At 64.6% G+C, this 14,319-nt stretch carries 12 protein-coding genes; 10 read left to right on the top strand and 2 right to left on the bottom strand.

The genetic code is table 11. The annotated features are described in order from the left end of the window. Positions 1–24: 24 nt before the first annotated feature. The 6 genes from ACYVHH_RS09955 to zapE all read left to right on the top strand — a co-directional run bounded on the left by ACYVHH_RS09955 (position 25) and on the right by zapE (position 7,644). Positions 25–402, top strand: a complete 378-nt coding sequence (locus ACYVHH_RS09955) for an ArsR/SmtB family transcription factor (protein WP_460564985.1) — start codon at positions 25–27, stop codon at positions 400–402. Positions 403–408: 6 nt separating this feature from the next. Beyond that, positions 409–645: a hypothetical protein gene (locus ACYVHH_RS09950; protein WP_460564984.1), complete on the top strand. Its 237-nt coding sequence runs from the start codon at positions 409–411 to the stop codon at positions 643–645. Positions 646–836: 191 nt separating this feature from the next. Continuing rightward, a complete protein-coding gene (locus tag ACYVHH_RS09945) occupies positions 837–3,728 on the top strand; it encodes a 2-oxoglutarate dehydrogenase E1 component (RefSeq protein WP_460564983.1) in 2,892 nt (963 codons plus the stop codon). A 39-nt stretch (positions 3,729–3,767) separates the two neighbouring features. Continuing rightward, complete coding sequence (odhB, locus tag ACYVHH_RS09940) at positions 3,768–5,021, top strand: 2-oxoglutarate dehydrogenase complex dihydrolipoyllysine-residue succinyltransferase (RefSeq protein ID WP_460564982.1); 1,254 nt, start codon at positions 3,768–3,770, stop codon at positions 5,019–5,021. 63 nt (positions 5,022–5,084) lie between these two features. After that, a complete protein-coding gene (gene lpdA, locus ACYVHH_RS09935; RefSeq protein WP_460564981.1) occupies positions 5,085–6,512 on the top strand; it encodes a dihydrolipoyl dehydrogenase in 1,428 nt (475 codons plus the stop codon). Between the two features lie 4 nt (positions 6,513–6,516). Next, positions 6,517–7,644, top strand: a complete 1,128-nt coding sequence (zapE, locus tag ACYVHH_RS09930) for a cell division protein ZapE (RefSeq protein WP_460564980.1) — start codon at positions 6,517–6,519, stop codon at positions 7,642–7,644. A gap of 12 nt (positions 7,645–7,656) precedes the next feature. Here the strand turns inward: zapE and ACYVHH_RS09925 are convergent, their stop codons facing one another. Continuing rightward, the gene (locus tag ACYVHH_RS09925) at positions 7,657–8,421 is read right to left on the bottom strand and encodes a PP2C family protein-serine/threonine phosphatase (protein WP_460564979.1); all 765 of its coding nucleotides are present in this window, start codon (positions 8,419–8,421) and stop codon (positions 7,657–7,659) included. Positions 8,422–8,484: 63 nt separating this feature from the next. On the opposite strand from ACYVHH_RS09925, the gene ACYVHH_RS09920 reads away from it, so the two are divergent. Then, complete coding sequence (locus tag ACYVHH_RS09920) at positions 8,485–10,527, top strand: ATP-dependent DNA helicase (RefSeq protein WP_460564978.1); 2,043 nt, start codon at positions 8,485–8,487, stop codon at positions 10,525–10,527. On the opposite strand, the gene ACYVHH_RS09915 is transcribed toward ACYVHH_RS09920, so the two are convergent. Further along, a complete protein-coding gene (locus tag ACYVHH_RS09915) occupies positions 10,490–11,314 on the bottom strand; it encodes an outer membrane protein assembly factor BamD (RefSeq protein WP_460564977.1) in 825 nt (274 codons plus the stop codon). The genes ACYVHH_RS09920 and ACYVHH_RS09915 overlap by 38 nt on opposite strands. Positions 11,315–11,348: 34 nt before the next feature. On the opposite strand from ACYVHH_RS09915, the gene ACYVHH_RS09910 reads away from it, so the two are divergent. The 3 genes from ACYVHH_RS09910 to ACYVHH_RS09900 all read left to right on the top strand — a co-directional run bounded on the left by ACYVHH_RS09910 (position 11,349) and on the right by ACYVHH_RS09900 (position 14,257). Continuing rightward, the gene (locus tag ACYVHH_RS09910) at positions 11,349–12,380 is read left to right on the top strand and encodes an RluA family pseudouridine synthase (protein ID WP_460564976.1); all 1,032 of its coding nucleotides are present in this window, start codon (positions 11,349–11,351) and stop codon (positions 12,378–12,380) included. 91 nt (positions 12,381–12,471) lie between these two features. Beyond that, positions 12,472–13,113 (top strand): SMC-Scp complex subunit ScpB, encoded by a 642-nt coding sequence (scpB, locus tag ACYVHH_RS09905; protein ID WP_460564975.1) that lies wholly within the window; start codon positions 12,472–12,474, stop codon positions 13,111–13,113. After that, positions 13,004–14,257 carry a pseudouridine synthase gene (locus tag ACYVHH_RS09900; protein ID WP_460564974.1) on the top strand — a complete coding sequence of 418 codons (1,254 nt, stop codon included), beginning with the start codon at positions 13,004–13,006 and terminating at the stop codon, positions 14,255–14,257. Before scpB ends, ACYVHH_RS09900 begins: the two co-directional genes overlap by 110 nt. Positions 14,258–14,319: the final 62 nt, after the last annotated feature.

The following is a 14,319-nucleotide window of genomic DNA, read 5'->3' as shown; positions in this document are numbered from 1 at the left end:
ACGAATAGAAGGGTGTATTTATATATGCAGCAGATCATCGACTCAGAGACTGGTGTTGAAGATAAGGGTCGTGTGTTCGAGCTGGCTGCTGAACTCTTTGGCATCCTGGCTACCCCGATGCGCTTGCGCATCCTCAGCGCCCTGTGTGACAAGGAAAAGTCGGTTTCGGAGCTGCTGGCTGAAATAGACACCACACAACCCAATCTGTCCCAGCACCTCAACCTTCTCTACCGCTCTGGCGTGCTTGCCAAACGCAAGGAAGGCACCCAGGTCATCTACCGGGTTCAGAGCGAAAAGGCGGTCATGCTGTGCCGCACCGTGTGCACTCAGATCGCCATCGAGATGGACGAACCGTCCTCCATTCCTGCTTCGGAGCGGCTGTCCCCTCGCGCGGCCAGTTGACGCGTCATGTCTCCCTTGCGCCTCTTCGCTGTCTTGTCGGCCGCCGCTGCATTGGCGGCCTGCGGTTCGCTCAATCTGGGTGTTTCGGTGCCGGTGGGGCCGCACACCGGTGTCGGCGTCTCCGTCGGCACTGACGGCCGCGTTGGCGTCGGCATCGGCGTTTCGGCCGGTGGCGGCCAGGTAGGGGTGAGCACTTCCGGCCGTCTGCCGAAAGCCGAACCGGAGCAAGAACAGCAGAAGTGATCCGCAGCGCTCTGCCGTAACGTCGGTTTTGCGCAAATAGTTTCCACACCGTCCAAGAACGGTGGCACAATCCGAGGCTTTGCACAGGTCCTTCCAGTCACTGTCGCATCCGCCAACCGGTTCAGCCGTGTCGCGGAAGGTTGTATTAACCAGCTAATGTTTCCCAAAGGGAAACGGAGGTCAGCGGACTCATGAGCGATTCCCCTTCGAACGCGGGCAGCGTCTACGTTGCTTACCAGGGCAACTCGTATCTCTTCGGCGGCAACGCGCCGTACGTGGAAGAGATGTACGAAAACTACCTGGCCGATCCCACCAGCGTGCCCGATTCGTGGCGTGGTTACTTCGACGCACTGCAGAACGTGCCCGCTGTGGACGGCACCGATGCCCGTGATGTCCCGCACCTCCCCGTCATCAACGCGTTTGCCGAGCGTGCCAAGCAGGGCGTGACCCAGGTGGTCATCGCTGCGGGCGCCGACTCCGACCTGGGTCGCAAGCGCGTGTCCACCCAGCAGCTGATTGCCGCTTACCGCAACGTGGGCCAGCGCTGGGCAGACCTGGATCCGCTCAAGCGCACCGAGCGTCCCTCCATTCCGGAACTGGAACCGTCTTTCTATGGTTTCAGCGATGCCGACCTGGAAACGGTGTTCAACACCAGCAACACGTTCTTCGGCCGCGAAACCATGTCGCTGCGCGAGTTGCTCAATGCGCTGCGGGAGACGTACTGCGGCACCATTGGCTCCGAGTACATGTACATCACCGACCAGACGCAGAAGCGCTGGTGGCAGGAGAAGCTGGAAAGCATCCGCAGCAAACCCAATTTCACCGCTGACAAGAAGAAGCACATCCTGGAACGCCTGACCGCCGCTGAAGGTCTGGAGCGTTACCTGCACACCAAGTACGTGGGCCAGAAGCGTTTCTCGCTGGAAGGTGGCGAGAGCTTCATCGCCGCGATGGACGAGCTGATCCAGCAGGCCGGTTCGAAGGGCGTGCAGGAGATCGTGATCGGCATGGCCCACCGCGGCCGCCTGAACGTGCTGGTCAACACCCTGGGCAAGATGCCCAAGGACCTGTTCGCCGAGTTCGACCACACCGCCCCCGAAGACCTGCCCGCTGGCGACGTGAAGTACCACCAGGGCTTCAGTTCCGACGTGACCACCGCAGGCGGCCCGGTTCACCTGAGTCTGGCGTTCAACCCGTCCCACCTGGAAATCGTTAACCCGGTGGTGGAAGGTTCCGTGCGCGCCCGCATGGACCGCCGTGGCGATGCCGAGGGCAAGCAGGTTCTTCCCGTGCTGGTGCACGGTGATGCCGCCTTCGCTGGTCAAGGCGTCAACCAGGAAACCCTGGCATTGGCAGCAACCCGTGGCTACACCACGGGCGGTACGGTGCACCTGATCATCAACAACCAGATCGGTTTCACCACTTCCGACCCGCGCGACCTGCGTTCCACGCTGTATTGCACCGACATCGTCAAGGGTGTCGAGTCTCCGGTGCTGCACGTCAACGGCGATGATCCCGAAGCCGTGGTGCTGGCGGTCCAGCTCGCGCTGGAATACCGCATGGAGTTCCGCAAGGACGTGGTGGTGGACATCATCTGCTTCCGCAAGCTGGGCCACAACGAGCAGGACACCCCGAGCCTGACCCAGCCGCTGATGTACAAGAAGATTGCACAGCACCCTGGCACCCGCAAGCTTTACGCCGACAAGCTGGCCGCGCAAGGCCTGGGCGAAACGCTGGGCGACGACATGGTCAAGGCCTACCGCGCCGCGCTGGACGAAGGCCGTCACACCATCGACCCGGTGCTGACCAACTTCAAGAGCAAGTACGCGGTGGACTGGGCGCCCTTCCTGGGCAAGAAGTGGACCGATGCCGCCGAGACGGCCATCCCCCTGTCCGAGTGGAAACGCCTGTCCGAGAAGATCACCACGCTGCCCGACAGCATCAACGCTCACCAGCTGGTCAAGAAGGTCTATGCAGACCGCGCCGCCATGGGCCGTGGCGAGATCAACGTCGACTGGGGCATGGGTGAGCACATGGCCTTCGCATCGCTGGTGGCCAGCGGCTATGCCGTGCGTCTGTCCGGCGAGGACTCGGGCCGTGGCACCTTCACGCACCGCCACGCGGTCATCCACGACCAGAACCGCGAGAAGTGGAACGAGGGTACCTACATCCCGCTGCAGAACGTGGCCGAGAACCAGGCACCGTTCGTCGTCATCGACTCCATCCTGTCCGAAGAGGCTGTGCTGGGCTTCGAGTACGGCTATGCCTCCGCCGACCCGAACACCCTGGTGATCTGGGAAGCGCAGTTCGGTGACTTCGCCAACGGCGCGCAGGTTGTGATCGACCAGTTCATTGCCTCTGGTGAAGTGAAGTGGGGCCGTCTGAACGGCATCACGCTGATGCTGCCGCACGGCTATGAGGGGCAAGGCCCCGAGCACTCGTCGGCCCGCGTCGAGCGCTTCATGCAGCTGGCTGCAGACACCAACATGCAGATCGTGCAGCCCACCACGGCCAGCCAGATCTTCCACGTGCTGCGTCGCCAGATGGTGCGCAATCTGCGCAAGCCGCTCATCATCTTCACGCCCAAGTCGCTGCTGCGCAACAAGGACGCCACCTCGCCCCTGAGCGAGTTCACCAAGGGTGGGTTCCAGACTGTCCTGGGCGAGCAGAACGCTGAAGTCGTGAAGAACGCCGCCAAGGTCAAGCGCGTGATTGCGTGTTCCGGCAAGGTCTATTACGACCTGGTCAAGAAGCGCGAAGAGAAGGGCGCCGACGACGTGGCGATCATCCGCGTCGAGCAGCTCTATCCGTTCCCGCACAAGGCTTTCTCTGCCGAGATGAAGCGCTTCCCGAATGCGGTGGACGTGGTGTGGTGCCAGGACGAGCCCCAGAACCAGGGTGCCTGGTTCTTCGTGCAGCACAACATCCACGAAAACATGATCGAAGGTCAGCGCCTGGGCTATGCCGGCCGTGCGGCTTCCGCTTCTCCTGCCGTGGGTTATGCCCACCTGCACCAGGACCAGCAGAAGCACCTCGTGGACGCGGCTTTTGCCAAGCTCAAGGGCTTCATCCTGACGAAGTAAGCACCAGAACAGAACAACGCATTCAAGGACAGTTACATCATGGCTATCGTAGAAGTCAAAGTGCCTCAGTTGTCGGAATCCGTGGCCGAGGCGACCCTGCTGCAGTGGAAGAAGAAAGTCGGCGAAACCGTTGCCGCCGATGAGATCCTGATCGAGATCGAGACCGACAAGGTGGTGCTGGAAGTGCCCGCGCCGTCCGCTGGCGTGCTGGCCGAACTGGTGGTGGGTGATGGCGGCACTGTGGTGTCCGATCAGCTGATCGCCCGCATCGATACCGACGGCAAGGTGGCCGCCGCTCCCGCGGCAGCGCCTGCCGCAGCCGCACCCGCTGCTGCCCCGGCTGCTGCCGCAGCAGCATCCAAGGACATGAGTGCCGTGGCAATGCCCGCCGCCGCCAAGCTCCTGGCCGACAACAACCTGTCGGCAGCTGCAGTGGCTGGCACAGGCAAGGACGGCCGCATCACCAAGGGCGACGTGCTGGCCGCCGTGGCTGGCGGTGCCGCCAAGCCTGCCGCCGCACCGGTGGCCATTCCCACGGGTGCTCCCACCAAGGTGTTGCCCCAGGTGGCCGCACCTACCGTGGACCTGGGCAACCGCCCCGAGCAGCGCGTGCCGATGAGCCGCCTGCGTGCCCGCGTCGCCGAGCGTCTGCTGCAGTCACAGTCCACCAACGCCATCCTGACCACGTTCAACGAAGTGAATATGGCTCCGGTCATGGAACTGCGCAAGCGCTTCCAGGACCAGTTCACCAAGGAGCATGGCGTCAAGCTGGGCTTCATGAGCTTCTTCGTCAAGGCTGCCGTGCACGCATTGAAGAAGTTTCCGGTGCTCAACGCATCGGTCGATGGCAACGACATCGTCTACCACGGCTACTTTGACATCGGTATCGCGGTGGGTTCGCCCCGTGGCCTGGTGGTGCCCATCCTGCGCAACGCTGACCAGATGAGCTTCGCCGACATCGAGAAGAAGATCGCCGAGTTCGGCAAAAAGGCACAGGACGGCAAGCTGGGCATCGAGGAGATGACCGGCGGCACGTTCTCCATCTCCAACGGTGGCACCTTCGGCTCCATGCTCTCCACGCCCATCATCAACCCGCCGCAATCGGCCATCCTGGGCGTGCACGCCACCAAGGACCGTGCCGTGGTGGAAAACGGTCAGGTCGTGGTCCGTCCCATCAACTACCTGGCCATGAGCTACGACCACCGCATCATCGACGGCCGCGAAGCCGTGCTGGGCCTCGTCGCCATGAAGGAAGCGCTGGAAGATCCGTCGCGCCTGCTGTTCAATATCTGATCGGCAAGTCAGTGAACACGACGCCCCTTCGGGGGCGTTTGTCCAACCTCACAGGAAAAGAACATGTCCCAAGCATTTGACGTTGTCGTGATCGGCGCAGGCCCCGGCGGCTACATCGCCGCCATTCGCGCGGCCCAGCTCGGCTTCAAGGTCGCGTGTATCGACGAGTGGAAGAACGCCGCAGGCGGCCCCGCTCCTGGCGGCACCTGCACCAACGTGGGCTGCATTCCCTCCAAGGCGCTGCTGCAGTCGTCCGAGCACTTCGAGCACGCCAACCACCACTTCGCCGAGCACGGCATCTCCACCGGCACAGTGAAGATGGACGTGGCGAAGATGGTCGCCCGCAAGGACGCCGTCGTCAAGCAGAACAACGACGGCATCCTCTACCTGTTCAAGAAGAACAAGGTCACCTTCTTCCACGGCCGTGGTTCGTTCGTCAAGGCGGTTGACGGCGGTTATGAAGTCGCCGTTTCGGGTGACAAACCCGAAACCCTGGTGGGCAAGCAGGTGATCGTGGCCACGGGCTCCAACGCCCGCGCGCTGCCTGGCGTGCCGTTCGACGAGCAGAACGTGCTGAGCAACGACGGTGCGCTGCGCATTGGTTCTGTGCCCAAGAAGCTGGGCCTGATCGGCTCTGGCGTGATCGGTCTGGAAATGGGCTCTGTCTGGCGCCGCCTGGGTGCGGACGTCACCATCCTCGAAGGTCTGCCGACCTTCCTGGGCGCGGTGGACGAGCAGATCGCCAAAGAGGCCAAGAAGGCCTTCGACAAGCAGGGCCTGAAGGTCGAGCTGGGCGTCAAGGTCGGCGAGATCAAGACCGGCAAGAAAGGTGTGAGCGTGGCCTACACCAATGCCAAGGGCGAAGCCCAGACACTGGACGTGGACAAGCTGATCGTCTCCATCGGCCGCGTGCCCAACACCAATGGCCTGAACGCCGAGGCCGTGGGCCTGAAGCTCGACGAGCGCGGCGCCATCGTGGTGGACGACGAGTGCAAGACCAACCTGCCCGGCGTGTGGGCGGTGGGTGACGTGGTTCGCGGCCCCATGCTCGCGCACAAGGCCGAGGAAGAGGGCGTTGCCGTGGCCGAGCGCATGGCTGGCCAGCACGGTCACGTCAACTTCAACACCATTCCCTGGGTCATCTACACCAGCCCGGAAATCGCCTGGGTGGGCCGCACCGAACAGCAGCTCAAGGCCGATGGCGTGGCGTACAAGGCCGGTACCTTCCCGTTCCTGGCCAACGGCCGCGCACGTGCGCTGGGCGACACGACCGGCATGGTCAAGTTCCTGGCCGACGCCAAGACCGACGAAATCCTGGGTGTGCACATCGTGGGCCCGATGGCTTCCGAACTGATCTCCGAAGCCGTGGTGGCCATGGAGTTCAAGGCCAGTGCCGAAGACATCGCTCGCATCTGCCACGCGCACCCGTCGCTGTCCGAGGCGACCAAGGAAGCTGCGCTGGCGGTGGACAAGCGCACGCTGAACTTCTGAGCGCATGGCGTCGCTGGGTGAGAGCGCCGGCTTCGGGCCGGTGCGGACGGCTTACGAAGCCGAGCTCCAGGCGCGGGGTTTCAAGAGTGACCCCGCGCAGTTGCGCGCCGTCGAGGCGCTGGAGCGCTGTGCCGCGGAGTGGTCGCACTTCAAGCAGCGGCGCTCCAACGCGCTCAAGAAGTTCATCAATCGGCTGCCCATTCCGCGTGGGGTCTACATGTACGGCGGGGTGGGGCGAGGCAAAAGCTTCCTGATGGACTGCTTCTACAACGCCGTGCCCCTCCGACGCAAGACGCGCCTGCACTTCCACGAGTTCATGCGTGAGGTGCACCGCGAGCTGGCCGAACTGCAGGGCACCGTGAACCCGCTGGACGAGCTTGGCCGACGCATGTCGCAGCGCTACCGCCTGGTATGTTTCGACGAATTCCACGTGGCGGACGTGACCGACGCCATGATCCTGCACCGCGTGCTCGATGCCATGCGCAAGTACGGCATTGGCATGGTCACCACGAGCAACTTTCATCCGGACGGACTCTACCCCGACGGCTTGCACCGTGACCGCATTCTGCCCGCCATTGCCCTGCTCAAGCAGACCATGGACGTGGTGAACGTGGACAACGGCACCGACTACCGGCGCCGTACTCTGGAGCAGGTGAGGCTCTACCACTGCCCCCTGGGACCCGGCACGGACGCCGAGATGGAGCAGGCCTTCAGCCGTCTGGCCGAAGCCCATGACGAAGACCCGGTGCTGCACATCGAGCAGCGCGAGATACGCGCCCTGCGGCGGGCCGGTGGCGTGGTGTGGTTCGACTTCCGAACGCTCTGCGGCGGCCCCCGCTCGCAGAACGACTACCTGGAGCTGGCCACCCAGTTCCACACGGTGCTGTTGAGCAATGTGCCGCACATGCCGGTCAAGCTGGCTTCCGAGGCGCGGCGCTTCACGTGGCTGGTGGACGTGCTTTACGACCGGCGTGTCAAGCTCATCCTGTCGGCGGAGGTGCCGCCGGAGCAGCTCTACACGGAAGGACCGCTGGCGCACGAATTTCCCCGCACCGTGTCGCGGCTCAACGAGATGCAGTCGGCCGAATACCTGGCGCTGGAGCGCCGCACGGTCGACACGTCTCTGACGTAACCGTCGCGGGCCTCACTGGCTGCCAAGCGGTAGCAGCTTGACGACGATGAGGGAGATGTTGTCCCCGCGCCCGCCCGAGCGCTTGCGGGCCTGTTCAACCAGCAGCTCGCAGGCTTCGCGCGGCGTCAGCTGGTTGATCACGTGGCCAAGCTCGTGTTCCGTGAAGTAGTGCCAAAGGCCGTCGCTGCAGGCCAGCAGGCTGTCGCCAGGGCCGAGCTTTCCCGTTTCGTGCATGCTGATCTGCGGCGCCTGTTCAGCGCCCAGGCAGCTCAACAGGATGTTGGCGCGAGGGTCGCTGTGCGCCTCGTCTTCGCTGAGTTCACCGCGGTCAACGAGGGCCTGCACATATGAGTGGTCCTTGGAGCGGGACACCAGCTTTTCCTGACGGAAGTGGTACAGCCGCGAATCACCGGAGTGTGCCCAGTGGCAGTGGCCGTCGGGATTGAGCAGGAACGCTGCCAGCGTGCTGTGTGGCTCCTGCTCGGCTGACACGGCAATCAGCCGGATCACGAGGTGTGCCTCCTGCGCCAGCTGATTCAGGAAGGCGGCGGGTGAATCGCTTGAGGAATCGTAGCGTTCGAACAGCTGCTGCGCCGTCAGAAGCACCTGATCCGCAGCTTTGCGGCCACCGCTGCGGCCACCCATGCCATCGGCCACGACACCGAGCAGGCAGCCTTCCTCGCGGGCGTGTGACAAGAGCTTGACTTGGTCTTGCTGGTAGGGCCGGTCTCCTTGGTCCAGGCCGGTGGCTGCGACGATTTTGTAGCCGGTTGACATTCGGTGGGCAGTCTGGTCCAAGGGCGAGGTTGCAGGTGTTGTCTGCACGTATTATGAGTGCAGATGACCGCGCCCGATCTTGCCTCGCTTGCCCATGAAGTGTCCTCGTTCTTTGCCGAAGGAGGCCGGCTGTCGCAAGTGCACCCCCACTACGTGCCCCGGCTGTCCCAACTGGCGATGGCGGAGGCTGTTTCAGACGCCATCGAGCAACGCCAGAGCGTTGCCGTAGAGGCAGGCACCGGGGTGGGCAAGACCTATGCGTACCTGGTGCCGTCCCTGCTGAGTGGCAGGCGTGTGGTGATGTCGACTGCGACCAAGGCGCTCCAGGATCAGCTCTACACGAGGGATCTGCCTGCCGTCGCTCAGGCGCTGGGCTTGCCGGTCCGCATGGCCTTGCTCAAGGGGCGCTCCAGCTACCTCTGCAGGCAGAGGCTGGAAGCGGCCGGGCAGAGGGCGTCGCCCGATGACCGTTACCTGCCTGAGCAGATCCGCCGTGTCGAAGTCTGGTCTACCTGCACCACCACGGGTGATCTGGCGGAACTGTCCGGTCTGGATGAACGCTCTGCCATCTGGCCGCTGATCACGTCCACCAGGGAGAACTGCCTGGGTGGCCAGTGTCCGCACGCGAAGTCCTGCCACGTCAATATCGCGAGAAACCAGGCACTCGCGGCCGACGTCACGGTGGTGAACCACCACCTGTTCATGGCCGACTGGGCTGTGCGTGAAGCGGGTGTGGCAGAGCTGCTGCCCGCAGCCGAGGTGCTGGTGTTTGACGAGGCGCACCGTTTGCCCGACGTTTGCGTCCAGTTCCTGGGCACTTCCGTGAGCGCCAGCCAGTGGCGGGACTGGGCGCGCGATGTCCTGCTGGGCGGGGTGCGGCACGCCCGGGGCCTGGCGAATTGGGAAGCCCTGGCGCTGGCCATGGAGTCCGAGGTCAAGGGATTGGCTGCCTGCCTTCCCGTCTGGGGCGCCGGGCCGTCCCAGGAGCGCAGGCTGAACTGGGCGGGTGTCGCGCCCGAGGGAGTGGACCCCGACAGCTGGCGATCGTCGATTGCCAGCCTGCGCAGTGCGGCAGTAGCAGCTTGTGAGGGGCTTGACCACGTGGCGGCCGCGGCGCCGGAGCTGGCGCGCCTGCATGAACGGGGCTTGACCTTGCTCTCCAGCTTCGACAAGGTGGTGCAAGGTGCCGAGCCTTCGGGGGCTGCAAGATGGGTCGTGCCCGGTCAGCACTTCCGGCTCACGCTCGCACCGCTTGCCGTCGCCGAGGCTTTCGGCTCGCTAGTGTTGCCTGCCGGGTCTGCTGAGCGCAAGACCTGGGTGTTCACGTCGGCCACCCTGGGAACGGATGCGGGCCTGTCCTGGTTCACCGAGGCGTTGGGGCTGGGCGGGATCTCGACCCTGCAACTGGAAAGCCCATTTGACTATGCGCATCAGGCCGCCGTCCATGTGCCGGAGTCTCTGCCCGAGCCCGCCGATCCGCGCCATGCCGCCGCCCTGGCGGCCCGCATCTGGCCCTGGATCGTCAAGCTGGGCGGGCGAACGCTGGTGTTGACCACCACCTTGCGCGCACTCGATGCCATCGGCAAGCACCTTGCGGCTTTGAGTCAGCGGGACCTCGGGCCCGCGGTGCTGGTGCAGGGCGAGGCTCCCAAGCGCGAGTTGCTCGACCGTTTTCGCAGGGCCTCACGCGGGGGCGGGCCTGGTGCCGTACTGGTGGCGTCGGCGTCTTTCTGGGAAGGGGTGGACGTGCCGGGGGACGATCTGCAGATGGTGGTCATCGACAAGCTGCCGTTTCCGCCGCCAGACGACCCGTGGGTCGCGGCGAAGACGGCGGCGCTGCAAGTGGCTGGACAACGGCCGTTCAAGACCTACTTCCTGCCTGAAACCGGTGTGGCGCTGAAGCAGGGGGCAGGGCGCCTGATACGCAGTGAACTCGACAAGGGGCTGCTGGTGATCGGAGACACCCGACTGCTGGACAGGCCTTACGGCAAGGTCCTGCGCTCGGCACTGCCCCCGATGCGCTGGCTGCACAGCGACGAGGAGGTTCAGCGCTGGCTGGATGAGCTGGTCACCACAGTTTCCACCAGGGACCTTCCTTGGACTTGACGCCCTCGGTGAGGTAGGTGCTCTGGGGGTAGTTGGTTTCCAGTACCCGCCGTGTGTCCTTGGCCAGTTCCTCCATGCTCAACGCCTCGTAAGACTTCAGGAGGATGTAGAGCGCCTCTTCCACGGCAGGGACGCCCCGGTAGTCGGCAATCGCTGTCTGTGCGCGGTTGATGGCTGCCACATAGGCGCCACGCTGGTAGTAGTAACGGGCAACGTGAACTTCGGACTGGGCCAGCGAGTTCACGATGTAGGTCATGCGAAGCCGGGCATCGGGCGCATAGCGGGAGTCCGGGAAGCGTTCGGCCAGTTCCTTGAAGGACTCGAAGGACACCTTCGCAGCCTTCTGGTCGCGTTCCGACAGATCCTGCTGCGACAGCCAGCCGAACAGGCCCAGGTTGTCGTTGAAGTTGACGATGCCCTTGAGGTACAGCGCGTAATCGATCGCCGGGCTGGCAGGGTGCAGCTTGATGAAGCGGTCGATGGTGACGACGGCCTGTGCCTGTTCGCCTGCCTTGTAGTGCGCGTAAGCCTTTTCCAGCTGGGCCTGCTGGGCCAGGGGTGTGCCTGCGGCCCGGCCTTCCAGCTTCTCGAAAAGCTGGACGGCTTTCTCGTAATTGCCGCTGTTGCGCTCGTCCATCGCTTCGGCATAGAGCTTGTTGGGGCTCCAGCCTGCGGTTTCGTCAACGGTCTTGGTGCTGCCTGCACAGCCCGCCAGCAGCGCTGCTGACAGCAGCATGGGCAGGCAGGAGCGCTTCAGGCACACAGCGGATAATCGGGGAGAAAACATCGTGCGTACACCTTTGTAGCAGCGGGACAGCGGATTGACTCAGCAAATTATATCGACCCCCCTTGACCAGGAGCCCGAGCTGGCCGAGGAAGAGACCGAGCTTGAGGCTGGCGCGGAAACGCGGGCCCTGGCCGCGTGTCCCGAAGACCACGGTGACCGGATCGACCGCTTCCTGGCGCGGTCCTGCCCGGCGTTTTCCCGCTCGTATTTTCAGCAGTTGCTGGAAGAGGGCGCCGTAGCCCTGAACGGTCAGCCGGTATCCAAGCCCGCCACCCGTTTGAAGACGGGAGACCGTGTCGAGGTTGAACTGCGGCCGACGGCACAGGCTCAGTCCTTCCTGCCCGAGGCGATGGCGCTGCAGGTGGTGTACGAAGACGAGCACCTGATGGTGGTGGACAAGCCCGCGGGCCTGGTGGTGCACCCGGCCGCAGGCAACTGGACAGGCACTCTGCTCAACGGCCTGTTGGCCCACCACGGTGGCGCGGCGCGGCTGCCCCGTGCTGGCATCGTCCATCGGCTCGACAAGGACACCAGCGGCCTGATGATCGTGGGCAAGACGCAGCAGGCTGTCGATGCGCTGGTGCGCATGATCGCGCGCCGTGAAGTCCACAGGATCTACGTGGCCCTGGCGCACGGTGGCTGGCGCGGGGCTTCCGAGGTGCTGGTTGACCAGCCTATTGGGCGCGACCCGCGCAACCGCCTGCGCATGGCGGTGCTGCAGGGTGCCAGCGGGGCCAAGGAGGCGCAGACCCGCGTGAGGCTGCTGGATGCGGGAGGCGGGCTGAGCTGGGTCGGCTGCAAGCTGCACACCGGGCGCACCCATCAGATCCGTGTCCACATGGCCTGGCTGGGCCACCCACTCGTGGGCGACACGTTGTATGGCGGCCGCGCCTTGGCAGGCATGGGCCGCCAGGCGCTGCATGCGCTGCGGCTGGTGTTCGTGCACCCCGTGACGGGCGTCACGCTCAGCCTGGAAAGCCGTTTGCCGCCAGATATCCATGCTGCCCTGCAAAACGCTGGGCTGCATTACAATTTCGAGCAACTGTGGCGGGTTGACCCCGCCTGACGTTTCTGCCCTGTCGCTCGGCCTTTCGCTGCACACCCGTGTCTGCGGCCGCCCCGGAACCTCCGGCCATTGTCTTCTCGGACCCACGACCATGAACACCGCGGATGCACAGCGCATCCTCGAAACCGCCCTCATTTGTGCGCAGGAGCCTTTGTCCCTGCGCGAGATGTCGGTGCTGTTCGAGGGTGCCGTCTCGCACGACACCCTGCGCCTGATGCTGGGTGACCTGCAGCGTGCCTGGGCCAACAAGGGTGTGGAGCTGGTTTGCGTGGCGAATGGGTGGCGGTTTCAGAGCCGCCCGGAGCTGCGCCCTTTTCTGGACCGGCTGCACCCTGAGAAACCCCCCAAGTACAGCCGGGCCGTGCTGGAGACCCTGGCCATCATCGCCTACAGGCAGCCGGTCACGCGTGGCGACATGGAGGACATCCGTGGTGTCACCATCAACTCGGCCATCCTCAAGCAGCTGGAAGACCGGGGGTGGGTGGAAGTGATCGGCCACCGCGAGACCGTGGGCAGGCCGGCGCTTTACGCCACCACACGCCAGTTCCTGGACGACCTGGGGCTGCCTTCCCTGGATGCGTTGCCGCCTTTGGAGGCTGGCGACATGCCGCAGGACATGCTGAGTGACCTGGACTTCGGGGAGCCGGGCACAGAGGCAGTGGCAGAAACAGAGTCCTTGGCGCAAGCTGGACACAACCTTGAAGAAGCAGAGCATGAACCACCCACCGCATGACCCACAGTCCGGCCAGAGCGCACCTGAGCCCGAGCTGTTCGAGGAGGTCGTCTCTGGCGCCTTCGACGCAGAGCAAGAGGCCGTTGAGCCCGAACAGGGCAAGCGTGTGCTGCAACCGCAGGCCGATACCCCCAAGCTGCACAAGGTGCTTGCGCAGGCAGGGCTGGGTTCGAGGCTTGAGATGGAACAGATGATTCTCGAGGGGCGGATTTCGGTCAACGGCGAGCCTGCCCACATCGGTCAGCGCATCCAGTACGGCGATTCGGTGAAGGTCAACGGCAAACCCATTCGCGTGCGCATCGCGCCGCCGCCGCCCCGTGTGCTGGCGTACCACAAGCCCACGGGCGAGGTCGTGACGCACGACGACCCGCAGAACCGCCCGACGGTTTTCCGTCGCCTGCCCAAGCTGCACAACGGCAAGTGGCAATCCGTGGGACGGCTGGATCTGAACACCGAGGGTCTGCTGCTGTTCACCAACTCCGGTGAGCTGGCCAACAAGCTGATGCACCCGCGCTTCGGCCTGCAACGTGAGTACGCCGTCCGGGTGCTGGGGGCCTTGAGCAACGAGGAAAAGCAGCGTTTGCTTGACGGTGTCAATCTGGATGACGGCGTCGCGCAGTTCCAGTCCATCGAAGACGGTGGTGGCGACGGCGCCAACTGCTGGTACCGCGTGACGATCGCCGAGGGCCGCAACCGCGAAGTCCGGCGCATGTTCGAGGCGGTCGGGCACGCCGTCAGCAGGCTGATTCGCATCCGCTATGGCGCCGTGGTCCTGCCGCGCGGCCTGCGCCGTGGCGCCTGGCTGGAGCTGGATCACCGTGACATCGAGCGGCTCACGCAGGCCGCAGGCATGGCGCGGCCTGCGGAAGAGCAGGGGCAACGGCGCGGGCAGCCACCGCGCCGCAACCGGGGCAAGGGGCCGCGCCCTGGCGCCCCCAAGCTGGTGGACGGGCCTGCCTTGCCGCAAGGGGCGGGGAAGAAGCGCTTCACGCCGCGTGGCGGTGACAAAGCGGCCGGAGGGCAGCCCGACCCCATGCGTACCAGTTATGGCTACATCGGGGCGGACGCGCGTCCGCGTACTGGCGGTGCCGGCCGCGGGCCTGGTGCGGCCGGGCAACGCCGCCGCCAGGGGGGCAAACGTTGACGCAATTTGCGTGCCCTGAACTGTTAGAATCAAGGGCTTTGCTGACTTTGTCTTTCCAACAA

It is taken from the genome of Hydrogenophaga aquatica, assembly GCF_054780915.1.
This window is presented reverse-complemented; position numbering and strand designations above follow the sequence as displayed.